This is a genomic window from Streptomyces sp. NPDC057543, assembly GCF_042801895.1.
Taxonomy (GTDB): domain Bacteria; phylum Actinomycetota; class Actinomycetes; order Streptomycetales; family Streptomycetaceae; genus Streptomyces.
The window spans coordinates 64,793-81,587 of record NZ_JBHVFF010000001.1 but is presented as its reverse complement, the minus strand read 5'-3'; the positions used below and the strand labels follow the sequence as shown (position 1 = coordinate 81,587).

General features: G+C 69.3%; 17 protein-coding genes. 8 read left to right on the top strand and 9 right to left on the bottom strand.

Annotated features, from left to right (window positions below):
- Positions 1–68 precede the first annotated feature (68 nt).
- Genes ACFU8Q_RS00390 through pdhA form a run of 3 tightly spaced genes read right to left on the bottom strand, consistent with a single transcriptional unit; the run spans position 69 to position 3,849 of the window.
- Positions 69–1,658, bottom strand: a complete 1,590-nt coding sequence (locus ACFU8Q_RS00390) for a dihydrolipoamide acetyltransferase family protein (protein ID WP_384446176.1) — start codon at positions 1,656–1,658, stop codon at positions 69–71.
- Positions 1,658–2,689, bottom strand: coding sequence for an alpha-ketoacid dehydrogenase subunit beta (locus ACFU8Q_RS00385; RefSeq protein WP_384446174.1), 1,032 nt, complete (start codon positions 2,687–2,689; stop codon positions 1,658–1,660). The genes ACFU8Q_RS00390 and ACFU8Q_RS00385 overlap by 1 nt, the downstream gene beginning before the upstream one ends.
- Complete coding sequence (gene pdhA, locus ACFU8Q_RS00380) at positions 2,686–3,849, bottom strand: pyruvate dehydrogenase (acetyl-transferring) E1 component subunit alpha (RefSeq protein ID WP_384446172.1); 1,164 nt, start codon at positions 3,847–3,849, stop codon at positions 2,686–2,688. Before pdhA ends, ACFU8Q_RS00385 begins: the two co-directional genes overlap by 4 nt.
- A gap of 264 nt (positions 3,850–4,113) precedes the next feature.
- On the opposite strand from pdhA, the gene ACFU8Q_RS00375 reads away from it, so the two are divergent.
- Positions 4,114–4,620, top strand: a complete 507-nt coding sequence (locus ACFU8Q_RS00375; RefSeq protein ID WP_384446236.1) for an Lrp/AsnC family transcriptional regulator — start codon at positions 4,114–4,116, stop codon at positions 4,618–4,620.
- Positions 4,621–4,768: 148 nt separating this feature from the next.
- Here the strand turns inward: ACFU8Q_RS00375 and ACFU8Q_RS00370 are convergent, their stop codons facing one another.
- Complete coding sequence (locus ACFU8Q_RS00370) at positions 4,769–5,362, bottom strand: TetR/AcrR family transcriptional regulator (RefSeq protein WP_362192630.1); 594 nt, start codon at positions 5,360–5,362, stop codon at positions 4,769–4,771.
- A gap of 123 nt (positions 5,363–5,485) precedes the next feature.
- On the opposite strand from ACFU8Q_RS00370, the gene paaN reads away from it, so the two are divergent.
- The gene (gene paaN, locus ACFU8Q_RS00365) at positions 5,486–7,186 is read left to right on the top strand and encodes a phenylacetic acid degradation protein PaaN (RefSeq protein ID WP_384446170.1); all 1,701 of its coding nucleotides are present in this window, start codon (positions 5,486–5,488) and stop codon (positions 7,184–7,186) included.
- Positions 7,187–7,395: 209 nt separating this feature from the next.
- Here the strand turns inward: paaN and ACFU8Q_RS00360 are convergent, their stop codons facing one another.
- From ACFU8Q_RS00360 to ACFU8Q_RS00350, 3 genes are all read right to left on the bottom strand, one after another.
- Entirely contained in the window at positions 7,396–8,025 is a 630-nt protein-coding gene (locus ACFU8Q_RS00360; RefSeq protein WP_384446234.1) for a TrmH family RNA methyltransferase, read from the bottom strand.
- Positions 8,026–8,165: 140 nt separating this feature from the next.
- Positions 8,166–9,461: an HTTM domain-containing protein gene (locus ACFU8Q_RS00355; protein WP_384446168.1), complete on the bottom strand. Its 1,296-nt coding sequence runs from the start codon at positions 9,459–9,461 to the stop codon at positions 8,166–8,168.
- The gene (locus ACFU8Q_RS00350) at positions 9,458–10,219 is read right to left on the bottom strand and encodes a DUF5819 family protein (protein ID WP_384446167.1); all 762 of its coding nucleotides are present in this window, start codon (positions 10,217–10,219) and stop codon (positions 9,458–9,460) included. Before ACFU8Q_RS00350 ends, ACFU8Q_RS00355 begins: the two co-directional genes overlap by 4 nt.
- Positions 10,220–10,338: 119 nt before the next feature.
- On the opposite strand from ACFU8Q_RS00350, the gene paaA reads away from it, so the two are divergent.
- The 6 genes from paaA to ACFU8Q_RS00320 all read left to right on the top strand — a co-directional run bounded on the left by paaA (position 10,339) and on the right by ACFU8Q_RS00320 (position 15,285).
- Positions 10,339–11,355 carry a 1,2-phenylacetyl-CoA epoxidase subunit PaaA gene (gene paaA, locus ACFU8Q_RS00345; RefSeq protein ID WP_384446166.1) on the top strand — a complete coding sequence of 339 codons (1,017 nt, stop codon included), beginning with the start codon at positions 10,339–10,341 and terminating at the stop codon, positions 11,353–11,355.
- On the top strand, positions 11,352–11,642 hold the full coding sequence (paaB, locus tag ACFU8Q_RS00340; RefSeq protein ID WP_093548044.1) for a 1,2-phenylacetyl-CoA epoxidase subunit PaaB: 291 nt from the start codon (positions 11,352–11,354) through the stop codon (positions 11,640–11,642). The genes paaA and paaB overlap by 4 nt, the downstream gene beginning before the upstream one ends.
- Positions 11,639–12,340, top strand: a complete 702-nt coding sequence (gene paaC, locus ACFU8Q_RS00335) for a 1,2-phenylacetyl-CoA epoxidase subunit PaaC (protein ID WP_384446165.1) — start codon at positions 11,639–11,641, stop codon at positions 12,338–12,340. Before paaB ends, paaC begins: the two co-directional genes overlap by 4 nt.
- Positions 12,334–12,840, top strand: coding sequence for a 1,2-phenylacetyl-CoA epoxidase subunit PaaD (gene paaD / locus ACFU8Q_RS00330; RefSeq protein ID WP_384446163.1), 507 nt, complete (start codon positions 12,334–12,336; stop codon positions 12,838–12,840). The genes paaC and paaD overlap by 7 nt, the downstream gene beginning before the upstream one ends.
- Positions 12,841–13,899 (top strand): 2Fe-2S iron-sulfur cluster-binding protein, encoded by a 1,059-nt coding sequence (locus ACFU8Q_RS00325; RefSeq protein ID WP_384446161.1) that lies wholly within the window; start codon positions 12,841–12,843, stop codon positions 13,897–13,899.
- A 150-nt stretch (positions 13,900–14,049) separates the two neighbouring features.
- The gene (locus tag ACFU8Q_RS00320) at positions 14,050–15,285 is read left to right on the top strand and encodes an acyl-CoA dehydrogenase family protein (RefSeq protein ID WP_384446159.1); all 1,236 of its coding nucleotides are present in this window, start codon (positions 14,050–14,052) and stop codon (positions 15,283–15,285) included.
- 86 nt (positions 15,286–15,371) lie between these two features.
- On the opposite strand, the gene ACFU8Q_RS00315 is transcribed toward ACFU8Q_RS00320, so the two are convergent.
- Positions 15,372–15,716, bottom strand: coding sequence for a rhodanese-like domain-containing protein (locus tag ACFU8Q_RS00315; protein ID WP_384446157.1), 345 nt, complete (start codon positions 15,714–15,716; stop codon positions 15,372–15,374).
- Positions 15,717–15,762: 46 nt separating this feature from the next.
- Positions 15,763–16,746 (bottom strand): J domain-containing protein, encoded by a 984-nt coding sequence (locus ACFU8Q_RS00310; protein ID WP_384446156.1) that lies wholly within the window; start codon positions 16,744–16,746, stop codon positions 15,763–15,765.
- Positions 16,747–16,795 lie beyond the last annotated feature (49 nt).

Sequence of the window (16,795 nt, the reverse complement as noted above, 5' to 3'; positions counted from 1 at the left end):
TGATCCTCCCCGGTCCGCAATCCGGAAGATCCACCGGGGAAGAAACGGGAGACCGCAGCCGAATCCGCCTACAACGTGCGTAGGAGCACCGCCGGTTGTTCCACGCAGTCGGCCACGTAGCGCAGGAAGCCACCCGCCGTACCGCCGTCGCAGACCCGGTGGTCGAAGGTCAGCGAGAGCTGGACGACCCGGCGTACGGCCAGCTCGCCTTCGTGCACCCACGGCTTGGGCACGATCCGGCCGACGCCCAGCATCGCCGCTTCCGGATGGTTGATGATCGGGGTCGAACCGTCGACCCCGAACACCCCGTAGTTGTTCAGCGTGAACGTGCCGCCGGTCAGCTCTGCCGGGGTCAGCCTCCCCGTCCGGGCCGCCTCGGTCAGCCGAGCGATCTCGGCCCCGATCGACTCCGCGTTCCGGGCCTGCGCATCCCGCACGACGGGGACGACGAGACCCCGCTCGGTCTGCGCCGCGAACCCGAGATGGACCTCCGGCAGCCGCACTATCTCCCGCGCTTCCTGATCCACCGTGGCGTTGAGCTCGGGGAACCGGGCCAGCGCGGCAGTGCAGATACGCGCCAGCAGGGCGAGCACCGACACCTTGGGCCCGGCGGCCGTACCGCCGGCGCTGTTCATCGCGGATCTGGCAGCCATCAGCTCGGTGGCATCGGCGTCGACCCAGCACGTCGCATCGGGGATCTCTCGCCGACTGCGCGCCAGCTTGTCGGCGACCGCGCCCCGTACGCCGCGCAGCGGAATGCGCTCCACGGTCTGCCCCGTGGCCCCCCGCGACGCCGACGGCCGCACCGGAGGCAGCGACGTCGATACCGAAAGCGGCCCCTGTCCCGGCTCGGGCACCGAAGCCGACTCCGACACCAGCACCGGCTCCGGCGCCGACACGGGCACCGAGACCGCGTCCGGCGAAGGAGCCGCTGCCCCCTCTGCCAGCGCCCTGATCGCGGACTCGACATCGGCACGCATGATCAACCCGTCCGGCCCGGAGCCCACCAGCTGCCGCAGATCGAGGTCATGCTGCCGCGCCAGCTTCCGTACCAGCGGGGAGACAACGGCCACCGGCCCCTTCACCGCGTCGGCAGCAGAGGCCGAAGCAGATGCCGCAACCGCAGCCGCAGCCGTCGTGTGCGCGGCAGCATGCGCCGCCACCGCCTCGGGCCGGACCCGTCGACGGCGTGCCACCGGCGCGCCCGTCCCGTACCCGACCAACACATTGCCGGACGACTCCACCTCACCGGCCCCGTCTCTGCCCCTGGCCTCGGAGCCGGAACCCGCCCCGCCCGAACCGACCCCGGCCCCCACGGGCGACACCACCGCCCCAGCCCCAGCACCTTCTCCTGCCCCCGAGCCCACCGATCCCGCTGACCCCATGACCCCCGCAGACCCCAAGCTCCCCTCGGACCCCACAGCCACCGTCAACAACGGTGCCCCGACCGGAAGTTCCGCGCCCTCCTCGCCGAACAGCGCGGTCACCACCCCCCCGTAGGGGCAGGGCACCTCCACCATCGCCTTGGCCGTCTCGACCTCGACGACCGGCTGGTCGATGGCGACGACATCGCCGACCTCCACCAGCCAGCGCACGATTTCCGCCTCGGTGAGCCCCTCGCCGAGGTCCGGCAGCTTGAATTCGAGTACCTGTGGCATCAGCTCTCCGCCTCCCACTGCAAGCGGGCGACCGCGTCGAGCACCCGGTCCACGCCCGGCAGATGGTGCCGCTCCTGCATCGGCGGCGGATACGGAATGTCGAACCCGGTGACCCGCAGCACCGGCGCCTCCAGATGGTGGAAGCAGCGCTCGGTGACCCGGGCCGCTATCTCGCCGCCCGGACCGCCGAAACCGGAGGACTCATGGACGACGACCGCGCGCCCCGTACGCCGCACGGAAGCGGCGACGGTCTCGTCGTCGAACGGAACCAATGAGCGCAGATCGACGACTTCGAGGTCCCAGCCCTCTGCCACGGCCGCCTCCGCGGCCTCCATGCAGACCGGCAGTGACGGCCCGTACGTGATCAGCGTCGCGCTGCGCCCGGTCCGGCGGACGACGGCCCGTCCGATCGGTTCCACGGCCACCGGCGCCTCGGGCGACCAGTCCGCCTTCGACCAGTAGAGCCGCTTCGGTTCCAGGAAAACCACCGGATCGTCGGAGGCGATCGCGGCCCTCAGCAGCCCGTACGCGTCCTCGACCGTGGCGGGCGTGACGACGTGGAGGCCGGGCGTCGCCATGTAGTACGCCTCCGAGGAGTCGCTGTGGTGCTCGACCCCGCCGATCCCGCCGCCGTACGGCACCCGGACCGTGATCGGCAACGGCATGGCACCGGCCGTCCGGTTGCGCATCTTGGCGACATGGCTGATGAGCTGCTCGAAAGCCGGATAGGCGAAGGCGTCGAACTGCATCTCCACCACCGGCCGCAGCCCGTACATCGCCATGCCGACGGCCGTGCCGAGGATGCCCGCCTCGGCCAGCGGGGTATCCGTGCAACGGTCCTCGCCGAACTCCTTCGCCAGACCGTCGGTGATCCGGAAAACCCCGCCGAGCGTGCCGACATCCTCGCCGAGGACGTGCACCGTCGGATCCTCGGCCATCGAGTCGCGCAGCGCCCGCCCGAGCGCCTGCGCCATGGTGGCCGGCTTGGTCTTCGCCGTCCGCTCTCCGGCCGGCGCTGCTGCGGTGGTCATCGCCCGCCCTCCAGGTCGTTGTGGCCGTGCTGGTCCTGCTCGGCCTCCAGCTCGACACGCAAGCGGGCGGCCTGCTCCCGCAGTTGGGTGGTCTGTTCCTCGTAGACATGAGCGAAGAGATCCATCGGTTCGAGCACCGGATCGGCGTTCATCCGCTCGCGCAGAGCCGCCGCCATCCGCTCCGCGTCCGCGCGCGCGTCCTCGATCCCGTCGTCGCCGAGCAGTCCCCGTCCGGTCAGCTCCCGCTCCAGGAGCTGGATCGGATCGTGCGCACGCCACGCCTCCACTTCGCTGTCGACGCGGTAGCGCGTGGCGTCGTCGGCGTTCGTATGGGCGTCCATGCGGTACGTCACCGCTTCGACGAGCGTCGGCCCGCCACCGCTCCGGGCCCGTGCCACCGCCTCACCGAGGACCTGGTGCACGGCGGCCACGTCATTGCCGTCCACCAGCCGGCCCGGCATCCCGTACCCCACGGCCTTGTGCGCCAGGGACGGAGCCGCGGTCTGCTTCGCCAGCGGTACGGAGATCGCGAAACCGTTGTTCTGCACGAGGAAGACGACCGGGGCTCGCCAGACGGCCGCGAAATTCAGTGCCTCGTGGAAATCGCCCTCGCTGGTCCCGCCGTCACCGACCATGGCCAGTGCCACCACGTCGTCACCCCTGAGCCGCGCCGCGTGTGCCAGGCCCACGGCGTGCGGCAGCTGAGTGGCGAGGGGGGTGCAGAGCGGGGCGATACGGTGCTCGCGCGGGTCGTAACCGGTGTGCCGGTCGCCGCGCAGCAGCGTCAGTGCCTCGACCGGGTCGAGGCCGCGCGCCACGGCCGCCAGCGTGTCGCGGTAGCTGGGAAACAGCCAGTCCCGCTCCTCCAGCACCAGCGCGGCCGCTATCTCGCAGGCCTCCTGCCCTGTGCTCGACGGGTAGACAGCGAGCCGGCCCTGCTTGGTGAGAGCGGTGGCCTGTGCGTTGTACCGCCGGCCGCGCACCAGCTCCGCGTAGAGCCGCAGCAGCAGCGCGGGGTCGGCGTCGGCCACGGCGTCCGTACCGAGCACGCGATACGGCTCGGGGTCCGGGAGCAGCGGCGCGGGATCGGTGAGCGGCTTCCAGGCCGGGGGCGGCGTGGGCCGGTAAGCGGCCGCGCCGGGCAGCTCTTGGACCGTCATGACAAGCACCTCCTGGCATCGAGGGGTTTCGAGCGGCGTCTGTCGGCATCGGGGGATCGTCCGATGCCGAGGGGTGTCGAAATACATCGAAATATCGAGCGCTGTCCGAGGCGCGGATGTCCCGTGCCTCACCTACCGATTGTTCGGTCGCGAGCGCATTTTGGCTACAGGCGCCTTCAGCCTGTGGACAAACGGTTCTCCACAGCCTGGGATGGGGGCAGGTCGTCCAGGACAGGGAGGCGCGGGCACATGTCAGCTGAACAAATGGCCGACGGGGGCGAGGAACCCGGCCAGGTTCCGCCCGCGCGCCCGCTGGACGCCGTCGACCGCGACATCCTGCGGTTGCTCCAGACGGATGGCCGCGCCTCGATACGGTCGGTGGCCGATCGCGTCCACGTCTCCCGTGCCAACGCCTACGCCCGGATCAACCGGCTCATCGATGACGGTGTGATCCGCGGTTTCGGCGCGCGCGTGAACCATGAGCGGGCGGGGCAGGGTGCCTCCGCATACATCACGCTCAAGATCGTCCAAAATTCCTGGCGCACCGTGCGCGAGCAGCTCCAGGCACTGCCCGGGGCCACCCACATCGCGCTCGTCAGCGGCGACTTCGATGTCCTGCTGCTGGTGCACACCCCGGACAACCGGTCGCTGCGCGAACTGGTCCTGACCAGGATCCAGGCCATCCCGGAGGTGCTCTCCACCCGCACAATTCTGGTGTTCGAGGAGACGGACCTGGCCACGGGCCCGGCCAGACCCCCCGAGCTCACGTAAATGGGACGAATTGGGCGGAATGCGGGCTCCGAACCGAAGACAGAGCCCCGCTCCCGTTCACACCGCCCGAGGCAGCGGTCACACCGAAGGCGCAGCGGCCGCCCAGGCCTGCCCGCTCGTCAACGTTTCAGCTCAGCGGATGATCCGCTCAACGACTGGACCGCATCCCCTCGAAGGCCACCAGGACGAGCGTGTCCGCCAGCCGCTCACCGTCGACGCCACCGTCCGGCTGGGGCCGGTACCACTCCACCAGCGAGTTGACCATCCCGAAGAGCAGCCGCGTCACCAGCCGTATGTCCACGTCGGAGCGGAGATCGCCGTCCGCGACTGCCGCCCTGAGGAGATCGGTCACCCGGTGGTCGAACTCGCGCCGTCGCTCCATGGCCCAGCGCTCGGTCTTCGTGTTGCCCCGCACGCGCAGCAGCAGCGTGACGTAGGGCAATTCGGCTATCAGCACATCGACCGTGCGGCGGGTGACGTACTCGACCCGCTCGATCGCTCGCCCCTGTGTCGCCCCCGGCTCGTCGAGAATGCCGAAGAGCCCGTCCAGCGCCCGGCTCACCGCACGGCGGAGGAGCTCCTCCTTGCCCGCGACATGGTGGTAGATGGACGACTTGGAGATGCCCGCAGCCCGGGAGAGATGCTCCATGGACGTGCCGTCGTAGCCGCGCTCATTGAAAACACGGACAGCGACGGTGAGCAGAGTCTCCGGGGTGTACGTGTCCCGCTTGGCCGTGGTCATGTCCGCGATCCTCCCCTACGAGTTGTCCACAGGTTTGGCGGGCCCCCTTGTCCCGACCGATCGTTCGGTTACTCTAACTCTGTCCGCCCGTCCCTGCCCAGCTCGATGAGGAGTTGGTCCGTCATGGCCGCCGAGCTCTCCCCCCACCTGCTGTCCGAGAAGCACCGCCCCACGCTCGACCAAGCCCTCGACGCGATCCGCACGCGCGCCTACTGGTCTCCGCATCCCGAGCATCCGAAGGCATACGGCGAGGGCGGCGCCCCCGGCAGCCTGAGCGCCGCCGAGGGCAAGGCCGCGTTCGACGCCGTACTGCACACCCGGCTCGACCTCGGCCAGCCCGGCACCGACGGCTGGACGGGCGGAGAGATCTCCCCGTACGGGCCGGAGCTCGGCGTCGAATACCCGCACGCCGACCTGGATGTCCTGCTGCCAGCGATGCGTACGGGCATGGCCGCCTGGCGTGCGGCAGGCCCCGAGACCAGGGCCCTGGTCTGTCTGGAGATCCTCGCGCGGATCAGCGCCAGGACCCATGAGTTCGGCCACGCCGTGATGCACACCAGCGGCCAGGCCTTCATGATGGCGTTCCAGGCGGGCGGCCCGCACGCCCAGGACCGCGGCCTGGAGGCAGTGGCGTACGCGTACGCGGAGCAGATCCGCACCCCGCAGAGCGCCGACTGGTCCAAGCCGCAGGGCAAGCGCGACCCGCTCCAGCTGCACAAGTCGTTCACCGCGGCACCCCGCGGTATCTCGCTCCTGATCGGCTGCAACACGTTCCCCACGTGGAACGGCTATCCGGGCCTCTTCGCCTCCCTGGCCACCGGCAATCCCGTCCTGGTCAAGCCGCACCCGCGCGCCGTGCTTCCACTCGCGCTCACGGTGCAGCTGGCGCGCGAGGTGCTCGTCGAGGCGGGCTTCGACGCCAACCTGGTCGCCCTGGCCGCCGAACGGCCGGGCGAGGGCATCGCGAAGTCTCTCGCGGTGCGCCCGGAGATCAAGATCATCGACTACACCGGATCCACCGCCTTCGGCGACTGGCTGGAAACCAACGCCCGCCAGGCCCAGGTGTACACGGAGAAGGCCGGCGTCAACAGCATCGTCCTCGATTCCACGGACAACTACCGGGGAATGCTGGCCAACCTGGCGTTCTCCCTCTCGCTGTACAGCGGCCAGATGTGCACCACGCCGCAGAACCTGCTGATCCCCCGCGACGGCATCACGACCGACGACGGCAACAAGTCGTACGACGAAGTCGTCGACGACATCGCCGCCGCGGTGAACGGGCTGCTGGGCGACGACGCCCGGGCGAACGCACTGCTCGGCGCCCTGGTCAATCCCGATGTGAAGGCCCGCCTGGAGGCGGCAGCGGAGCTGGGTGAAGTCGCCCTGCCCTCGCGCGAGGTGGCCAACCCGGAATTCCCCGACGCCGTGGTCCGCACCCCCGTCGTCGTCAAACTGGACGGCACCAAGCCGGACGACGAGGACCACTTCCTGTCGGAGTGCTTCGGACCGGTCTCCTTCGCCGTAGCGGTCGACTCGACAGCCGACGCCGTGGAGCTGCTCCGCCGCACGATCCGCGACAAGGGGGCGATGACGGTCGGCGCATACACCACCTCACCGGAGGTGGAGCGCGCGGTGGAGGACGTCTGCGTGGACGAGTCGGCCCAGCTCTCGCTGAACCTGACCGGCGGGGTATACGTCAACCAGACCGCGGCATTCTCCGACTTCCACGGCTCGGGCGGCAACCCGGCAGCGAACGCGGCCCTGTGCGACGGAGCGTTCGTAGCAAGCCGGTTCCGCACAGTGGAAGTCCGCCGCCAGGCATAAATCCCGCGCCTCGCTCTCCCGTTCCCCCGCCCCTCGCGGACTCGTCCGCCCCCGCCCCTTTCGGGCTTCTTTCCAGCCCTCCGGCGTTTGATGAGCGGGGGTACGGGGGGGCGGAGCCCCGGTCGCGGGAAGGGGCCGGGAGAAGGGGCGGGTAGGGCAAGCCCGCCCCCAGGCGTCCAACCCACAGGCACCGACACCCGGGCCCGCACCTACCCCGGAATATCCGCATACCGCTGCACCCACGCATGCATGGCAATCGCAGCCGCGGCCCCGGCGTTGATCGACCGCGTCGACCCGAACTGCGCGATGGAGCACACCAGCGCCGCGTGCTTGCGGGCCTCTTCCGTCAGCCCGGGCCCCTCCTGCCCGAAGAGCAGCACACACCGCCGCGGCAGCTCGGTCCGCTCCAGCGGCACCGCCCCCGGCAGATTGTCGATCCCGATGATCGGCAGGCCCTCCGCCGCCGCCCATGCGGTCAGCGACTCCGTGTCGGGGTGGTGCCGCACATGCTGGTACCGGTCGGTGACCATCGCACCGCGCCGGTTCCAGCGCCGCCGCCCCACGATGTGGATCTCCTTGGCGAGGAAGGCGTTCGCGGTACGCACCACGGAGCCGATATTGAAGTCGTGGCCCCAGTTCTCGACCGCCACGTGGAAGTCGTGCCGCCGCAGATCAAGATCGGCGACGATCGCTTCCCGCGTCCAGTACCGGTAGGCGTCACCCACGTTGCGCCGGTCGCCGTGAGCGAGCAGCTCGGGGTCGTACCGCTCGTCCTCGGGCCAGGGCAGCGGGTGCGGCCCGACGCCGATCTCTGTTCCGAACCCGTCGTCGTACTGCATCGGTTCCACCGCCGAACCGAGTTCTCCCGCTGGTACGGACGCGAAGGGCGTTTCAATTCCCCGGGACTCCTCGATCGGCGATTTGCCGCCGGTACTGCCGGTGCCACCAATGCCGCCGATGCTGCTGCCGCTCTCACTACTCACCCGACGAGCGTATGGCCCTCCTCGTCGCTGCGCTGCGGGGCCTCCTCGTCATCTGCGGCACGCCGCTGCCCCGGCACCCTGCCCCTGCGCGAGAACAGCAGCTCCCGCCCGAGCGTCACGCGGCCACCGAGCCACACCAGGAAGACGGTCGGCAGGAAGACGGAGTCGGCGGCGATCATCGCCATCGAGAAGAAGGGCAGTCCGAGCAGCAACGCGATGCCGACGTGCTCGCACATCATGGCGACGAGCAGGACATTCTTGACCCGCCGGTTGAACAGAGTGAAGGGGAAGGCGACCTGAACTATGACCGTGCCGTACGTCAGCAGCATCACCATCACACCGCTGGACGCGAGAATGTCCGACAGCCCGGGCCAGGGCGTGAAGTAATCGAGCTTGAGCGGGTAGTACAGCGCCGTGCCGTCCTGCCACCGCGACCCCTGGATCTTGTACCACCCTGCCGTCGCGTAGATCACGCAGACCTCGGCCGCGATCACGACGAGGGTCGCGTTGTGGGCGAGGTTGGCGATGACATCGAGCAGGGTGCGCGCTTCACTGTCCGGCGCGCGACGATTCACGACCCACCAGGCACCGTGGCCGACCCAGAGGAGCCAGAAGAGAACCGGCAGCCACAAGGTGCCGCCGAGACCGTCTGTCACGGTGGCCACCATCAGAAACAGGCCGAGCACCACCCAGAGAACCGGACCGGCCACATCCCCCCGCACCGAACGCCGAGGACCATCGCAGTCCGCATCCACATCAGCCGGCAAGGCAGGGGCGCGGCCCAGTCGGCTCACACGCCCCGGACGGCCCGCACGAGCAGCACGCCGGGCATCCAACGACCAGACCTGCCCGCAACGCGTCAGCACGAGATAGATCGCCATCAGGTGGATGACATTGTCGCCGCCGTCGCCCATGAAGATGCTGCGGTTCTGCAGGGAGAGCACACCGACCATGAAGAGAACCGACGTGGCGCGGGTGTGCCAGCCGACCATGAGCAGCACGGCGGAGAGCAGAGCCACCGCGTACACGACCTCGAACCAGACCGTGCTGTCCGACCACATGAGTGTGGTGAAGGCTCGATTGCCGGCTATGAGCTGCTGCGCCATGTCCCAGCGCCATGGGGCGTCGGGGCCGTACATCTGGTGGCGGTGTGGCAGTTCGCGCAGCAGGAACAGCAGGTAGGTGGTGGAGAAACCGATCCGGATGACGGCGCTCTGGTACGGGCCGAGGGCCGAGGAGGTGACGCGCTGGATGCCGCGGGCGAGCTTGCGATCGAAGGTGGACGTACTCACTTGTCCGCCCCCTTGGCGCTCTCGGGGAGGTCGGCGGGGGTTACGGTCCACCACGGCAGCACCCGGTAGGACGGCTTCGTGCTGATCCTTTCCTCGCTCCAGCCGGGCGCCGCGATGGACCGCACCTCGGAACGGATCTGGATGCGCTCGACGGTGCCGCCGTAGTCGTGCTCGCCGAGGCGCATCATCGCGATGCGGCGGATGTAGCGCTCGGAGAGCTCACCGCGCAGGCCGTTCGCCCGGTTCTCGTTGTCGTGGGAACTGACGTAGAAGTCCCAGCTGCGCCGCAGCTCGTTCTGATGGATGTGGCTGGGGAGAAGATTGCCGCGTATCGCCTTGCCGTCCTCGCCGGAAAGGCTCATCCAGGAGGTGGTGCGGCGGCCGTCGGCGCCGGCTATCTCGGCGCGTACGTGAACGGCCACGTTCTGCTGGAGCGGGTTCGGAGCGAAGAGCTTCCAGTTCTGTTCGAACTCGGGATAGATCCAGTCGTCGACCGCTTGGCCGTGCTGCTTGGTCAGCGTGTTGGAGGGCGCGACATGCAGAAACACCATGGCCAGCTGGCCGCAGGCGAACAGCCCGACGACGGACAGCGCGATCGCGGCCACGATCTGGTACGGAAGGGACAGGGCAGCTATGCCGCCACGGGGACCTGAACCCGGCTCCTGACCGGCGGCGGACGGCGTGTCCTCGCCCTGCCCCCGCCCTGGTCCGGCGCTCCCGTTCCCGCCTCCGACACCCCTGTCGTCGTACGAATCCATCCCGCCCCGATCCCCGTCGATCCCCGGTCAGTTATCCACAGGGTTGACACCCTACGGGCCATCGACTCACCATTGAAGGCAATGAACCGAACGATCGGTCGGTCGGTAGGGAGTCCGGGATGACGGCAGTGACTGCGGACCAAGCGGCGCAGGCAGGAACAGGCAGCCCCGCAGGGGCCGACGAGGCTCTGAAGGCATCCTTCGAAGCCGCAGTGGCAGCGGACGAGCGCATCGAGCCGCGCGACTGGATGCCGGATGCGTACCGCGCCTCGCTGGTCAGGCAAATGGCCCAGCACGCCCACTCCGAAATCATCGGCATGCAGCCGGAGGCCAACTGGATCTCGCGAGCGCCCTCGCTGCGCCGCAAGGCGATCCTGATGGCCAAGGTGCAGGACGAAGCCGGGCACGGGCTCTATCTGTACAGCGCCGCGGAGACCCTCGGCACCGGCCGTGAGGAGTTGCTCGACAAGCTCCACGCAGGCCGCCAGAGGTATTCATCGATCTTTAATTACCCGACGCTGACCTGGGCGGACGTCGGCGCGATCGGCTGGCTCGTGGACGGCGCCGCGATCACCAACCAGGTGCCGCTCTGCCGCTGCTCCTACGGCCCGTATGCCCGGGCGATGGTCCGCATCTGCAAGGAGGAGTCCTTCCACCAGCGTCAAGGCTACGAGCTGCTGCTCACCCTCAGCCGCGGCACCCCGGCACAGCACGAGATGGCTCAGGACGCGGTGAACCGCTGGTGGTGGCCGTCCCTGATGATGTTCGGCCCGCCGGACGACGCATCGGCCCACTCGGCGCAGTCGATGACCTGGAAGATCAAGCGGCACTCCAACGACGAGCTGCGGCAACGCTTCGTGGACATCTGCGTCCCCCAGGCCGAAGCGCTGGGACTCACCCTTCCGGACCCGGATCTCCGGTGGAACGAGGAGCGTGGACATCACGACTTCGGGGAGATCGACTGGAAGGAGTTCCAGGAGGTCCTCAAGGGCAATGGCCCGTGCAACGAGCAGCGCCTCGCCCAGCGCCGGCGGGCACACGAGGAGGGCTCCTGGGTCCGGGACGCGGCAGTCGCGTACGCGGAGAAGCACACAGGAGTACGAAACGCGGTACGGAACGAGGAGGCGACAGCATGAGCAGCTCGACCGAATGGCCGCTGTGGGAGGTGTTCGTGCGTTCGCGCCGTGGGCTGTCCCACACCCACGCGGGCAGCCTGCACGCCCCGGACGCGGAAATGGCCCTGCGCAACGCTCGCGATCTGTACACACGCCGCTCCGAGGGCGTCTCCATCTGGGTGGTCCCGTCCGCACAGGTCACGGCCTCCTCGCCGGACGAGAAGGACTCCTTCTTCGAGCCGGCCGGCGACAAGCCGTACCGGCACCCGACGTTCTACGAGATCCCGGAGGGGGTGAAGCACCTGTGACCGCGGCCCTCGCCCTGGGCGACGACGCGCTGGTGCTCTCGCACCGGCTGGGGGAGTGGGCCGGCCACGCCCCCGTACTGGAAGAAGAAGTGGCCCTGGCCAACATCGCCCTGGACCTGCTGGGACAGGCCCGGGTGCTGCTCTCCCTCGCCGGGGACGAGGACGAGCTGGCGTATCTGCGCGAGGAACGCGCATTCCGCAACGTACAGCTGGTCGAGCAGCCGAACGGCGACTTCGCTCACACCATCGCCCGCCAGCTCTACTTCTCCGCCTACCAGCGCCTCCTGTACGAACAGCTGGCGGCCGGTGAGAGCCGGTTCGCCGGGCTCGCGGCGAAGGCGGTCAAGGAGGTCGCGTACCACCAGGACCACGCGGAGCACTGGACGCTGCGGCTCGGTGACGGCACGGACGAGAGCCATGAGCGGATGCAGCGCGCGGTGGACGCCCTGTGGCGTTTCACCGGAGAGCTGTTCCAGCCCGTCGAGGGTGTGGAGATCGACTGGCAGTCGCTCCACAACAGCTGGCTGGAGACCGTCACCGCGGTGCTGGAGAAGTCCACGCTGACCGTTCCGACCGGTCCGCAGTCCGGAGCGTGGACGGCGGGCGCGGGCCGCCAGGGCATCCACACCGAACCCTTCGGCCGGATGATCGCCGAGATGCAGCATCTGCATCGCAGCCACCCGGGGGCATCATGGTGACCGAGACCCTCCTGAAAGAGGAGCTGTACCGGCTCGCAGGCTCTGTGCCCGATCCCGAACTGCCCGTGCTGACCCTGGACGAGCTGGGGGTGCTTCGGGGTGTGGACGTGCTCGCGCCCGGCAAAGTCACCGTACGTCTCACCCCGACCTACACCGGCTGCCCGGCGATCGAGGCCATGTGCTCCGACATCGAGCGGGTGCTGCATGACCACGGCATACCGGAGGTTTCCGTGGTCACCGTGCTCTCGCCGGCCTGGTCGACGGACGACATCAGTGTGGAAGGACGGCGCAAGCTGGCCGAGTTCGGCATCGCACCCCCGCGCCCGCACGATGCCACGGCTCCCGCAGGCGGCCCGGTGTCGCTCACGCTCTCGGTGCGCTGCCCGCACTGCGGCTCGACTGATACGGAGCTGCTGAGCAGGTTCTCCTCTACCGCCTGCAAGGCGCTGCGCCGGTGTGTGACATGCCGCGAACCGTTCGACCACTTCAAGGAGTTGTAGATGTTCCATCTGCTCCGGGTCCGCGCGATCGAACAGCTCACGGACGATTCGGTGGCCGTCACCCTCGCCGTACCGACCGAGTTGCGCGAGACCTTCCGCCACCAACCCGGTCAGCACCTCAATGTGCGCTACACCGTCGATGGCGAAGAGATCCGCCGCTCGTACTCGATCTGCTCCGCGGCCACCACGGAAGCGGCCGATCCGGTACTGCGCGTGGGCATTCGCCTCGTCGACGGCGGCGCGTTCTCCACATACGCGCTGAAGGAACTCGCCGTCGGTGACCTGGTCGAGGCGATGCCTCCGATGGGCCGCTTCGTACTCACGCCCCGCGCCGGGCATTTCGCGGCGATCGTCGGGGGCAGCGGGATCACCCCGGTACTGTCGATCGCGGCGACACTGCTGGCACGGGAGCCCGACGCGAGTTTCTGTCTGATCCGTAGCGACCGGACGGCCGTCTCGACGATGTTCCTGGACGAGGTCGCCGACCTGAAAGACCGCTACCCGGACCGGTTTCAGCTGGTCACGGCTCTCTCCCGGGAAGAGCAGCAGGCAGGCCTTCCGTCCGGCCGACTGGACCGGGAGCGGCTCACCGACCTGCTGCCCGCGCTGCTTCCGGTGGCGGAGGTGGACGGCTGGTATCTGTGCGGGCCGTTCGGACTGGTACAGGCGGCCGAAGGCGCGCTGCATGGCCTGGGTGTCGACCGGAACCGTATCCACCAGGAGATCTTCCACGTGGACGACGGCCCGAACGCGCCTGTCCGCCCCCGGGCCGAAACGCCTGCTCACAGCAGACTCACCGCGACCCTGGACGGCCGCTCCGGCACCTGGCCGGTAGAGGATGGCGAATCGTTGCTGGAGACCGTGCTGCGCAGCCGCTCCGACGCGCCATACGCCTGCAAGGGCGGTGTGTGCGGGACCTGCCGGGCGTTCCTGGTCTCGGGCGAAGTGCGAATGGACCGCAACTTCGCGCTGGAACCCGAAGAGACGGGTGCGGGCTATGTGCTGGCGTGCCAGTCGCATCCGGTCACTCCGGAAGTGGAACTCGACTTCGACCGTTGACCGCCGGCCGGCCAGCAGCGGCCACACCCCATGCCGCCCGGCGCCACGCCCCTCCTGGCCTCCTCCTGTTCCCTTCTCGTAGAACCTGTTCTATCTTGACGCCCCGTCAGGTCTTGTTACGGGAGCAGCGGTTCGCGGGAGGCCAGGGCAGTGGACTTCACCTTCACCGAGGAACAGCAGGCAGCCACCGAGGCGGCGAGAGCGGTCTTCTCGGGCGTAGCGCCCGATGCGGTTCCCAGCCCGGCTCTCGTGCCGGGCGCGGTGGCCGAGGACATCGACCGGCCCCTGTGGGCCGGGCTCGCCGCAGGCGACCTGCTGGGCCTGACACTGTCGCCGGAGCACGGCGGGGCGGGACTCGATCTCGTCGCACTCTGTCTGGTGCTGCGCGAGTCCGCCAAGGTGCTTGCGCGGGTGCCACTGCTCGAGACGTGCACGGTCGCGATGACGCTCCAGCGCTATGGCGACCCGGGGTTGGCGGCCCAGTTGCTTCCCCTCGTCGGGCGCGGCGAGCTGGTTCTCACCGTCGGGGCCAACGGCCGCTCCGGCCACAACCCGGCCGAGCTAGCCGTCACCGCGCACCGCGAAGTCCCCAGGAGGAGCGACCGGCCCGGTCAGATATCCGGCAAAGGGCGTGCCGAGGTTCCCGACGAAATTCTTGGCGGTGCGACCGGCGATGCCGATGGTGGCGCCGCGGGCTGGGTGCTCGACGGGGTGCAGTCAGGGGTGCCCTGGGCGCAGGCTGCGGACTGGATCGCGATTCCCGCCCACACGGGGGAGGGCCGGACCGTTCTCGCCCTGATCCGGCCCGCCCACAAAGGCGTCACCCTGGCCGAGCAGGTCTCCACCAACGGTGAGCTGTTCGCCGAGGTCCGGCTGGATTCGGTAAGGATCGACAGCCACGCGTTGATCGACACCACCGGGGCCTGGGAGTGGCTGCGCGCCCTGCTCACCACCGGGACGTGCGCGCTCGCGCTCGGTCTGGGCGAGGCCGTGCTCGCCATGACGAGCGAATACACCGGCAGACGCGAGCAGTTCGGCTTTCCGGTAGCGACCTTCCAGTCCGTCGCCGTGCAGACCGCGGACCGTTACACCGACCTGCGGGCCATGGAAGTGACGCTCTGGCAAGCGGCCTGGCGGATCTCCACCGGGGCCGACAGCGCGCTGCCCCCCGAGGGCGACATCGCCGTGGCGAAGATCTGGGCGTCGGAAGGTGTCCGTCGGGTCGTGCAGACCGCACAGCATCTGCACGGCGGCTTCGGCGCGGACACCGACTACCCGCTGCACCGCTTCCACGCCTGGGCGAAGCAAATCGAGCTCTCCCTCGGCCCGGCTGCGGCGCACGAGGAGGCACTGGGTGACCTCCTGGCCACACACCTCCTCGGCTGACCCCCGACCCGGTCCTCAACCGACGCCGCCCGAGCCACCGAGCAGCCGCGCAACCCGAAGGCCCCGGTAACCGGGCTGCCAACGGCTCAGAGCACGAAAGCCGGGGTCCCGTTGTCGGTGACCATCGGACGCCCGGCACCGTCCCAGGCAAGCATCCCGCCATCGATGTTCACCGCGTCGATGCCCTGCTGCACCAGGTACTGGGTGACCTGGGCGGACCGGCCACCGACCCGGCACATCACATGCACGCGCTGTCCGCCCTCGGCCGCTTCGGTCAGCTCACCGAAGCGACCCACGAAGTCACTCATCGGAATGTGCAGAGCGCCTTCGACATGCCCGGCCGCCCATTCGTCGTCCTCCCGGACGTCCAGCACAAAGCCGTCCGACGGAACCGCCGCGACATCCACCGAGGGCAGCGGGGCGAAATTCATGGGTCATGCCTTCTCTCGTACGTACGCTCCAGAGTCATCAGGAACGCTACTGCACCAGACCCGCCAGCTCCGCCTCACGCTGAGCGACCTCGCCCAGCAGCTGATCGGCGATCTCGTCGAGCAGCCGGTCCGGATCGTCGGGCGCCATCCGCAGCATCGACCCGATCGCGCTCTCCTCAAGCTCCTGAGCAAGCACGGTCAGGAGTTCCTTGCGCTGGGTCAGCCAGTTCAGCCGGGCGTAGAGTTCCTCGCTCTCGCTGAGCTCCGTCTGCGGCGCCACCGGCCCTGCCGCCCACTCCTGCGCCAGCTCGATCAGCAGTGCCTCGTCACCACGCCCGTAAGCGGCGTTGACGCGGGTGATGAACTCGTCCCGACGTGCCCGCTCCGTCTCGTCCTGCGCCAGGTCCGGGTGAGCCTTGCGCGCCAGTTCGCGGTAGAGCTTGCGCGCCTCCTCGGTCGGCCGGACCCGCTTGGGCGGCCGGACCGGCTGCTCGGTCAGCATCGCCGCCGCCTCGGGGGACAGCCCGTCGGAGTCGATCCAGTCGTGGAACAGCTCGTCGACACCCGGCATCGGCATCACGATCGCCCGGGCCTCCTGAGCCTTGCGGAGGTCTTCGGGATCACCGGTCCTGGCAGCCCGGGCCTCCGCGATCTGCGCATCGAGCTCATCGAGGCGGGCGTACATCGGCCCGAGCTTCTGGTGGTGCAGCCGGGAGAAGTTCTCGACCTCGACCCGGAAGGTCTCCACCGCGATCTCGAACTCGATCAACGCCTGCTCCGCCGCCCGTACGGCCTTGGCGAGCCGAGCCTCGGGCCGAGCCCCCTCCGCATGCCCGCCGACGGGCACGCCGGTCCCATCAGCAGCACCGGCACCCTCACCAGCATCGGCACCGGCTGACCGGCCGTCCGGCGCATCCGGCGCATCCGGCGCATCCGGCGCATCCGGCGCATGCTGATCGTGCTGCCGGTCGTTGTCCTGCCGGTCATCGTCGTTCCGGGTGGTCGGCACCCCGGCGGCTTCGTGGGTCACCCGTCCAGCGTATGGCCACCTCCCGGGCCCCGCTGACGCGCGGTCGGCT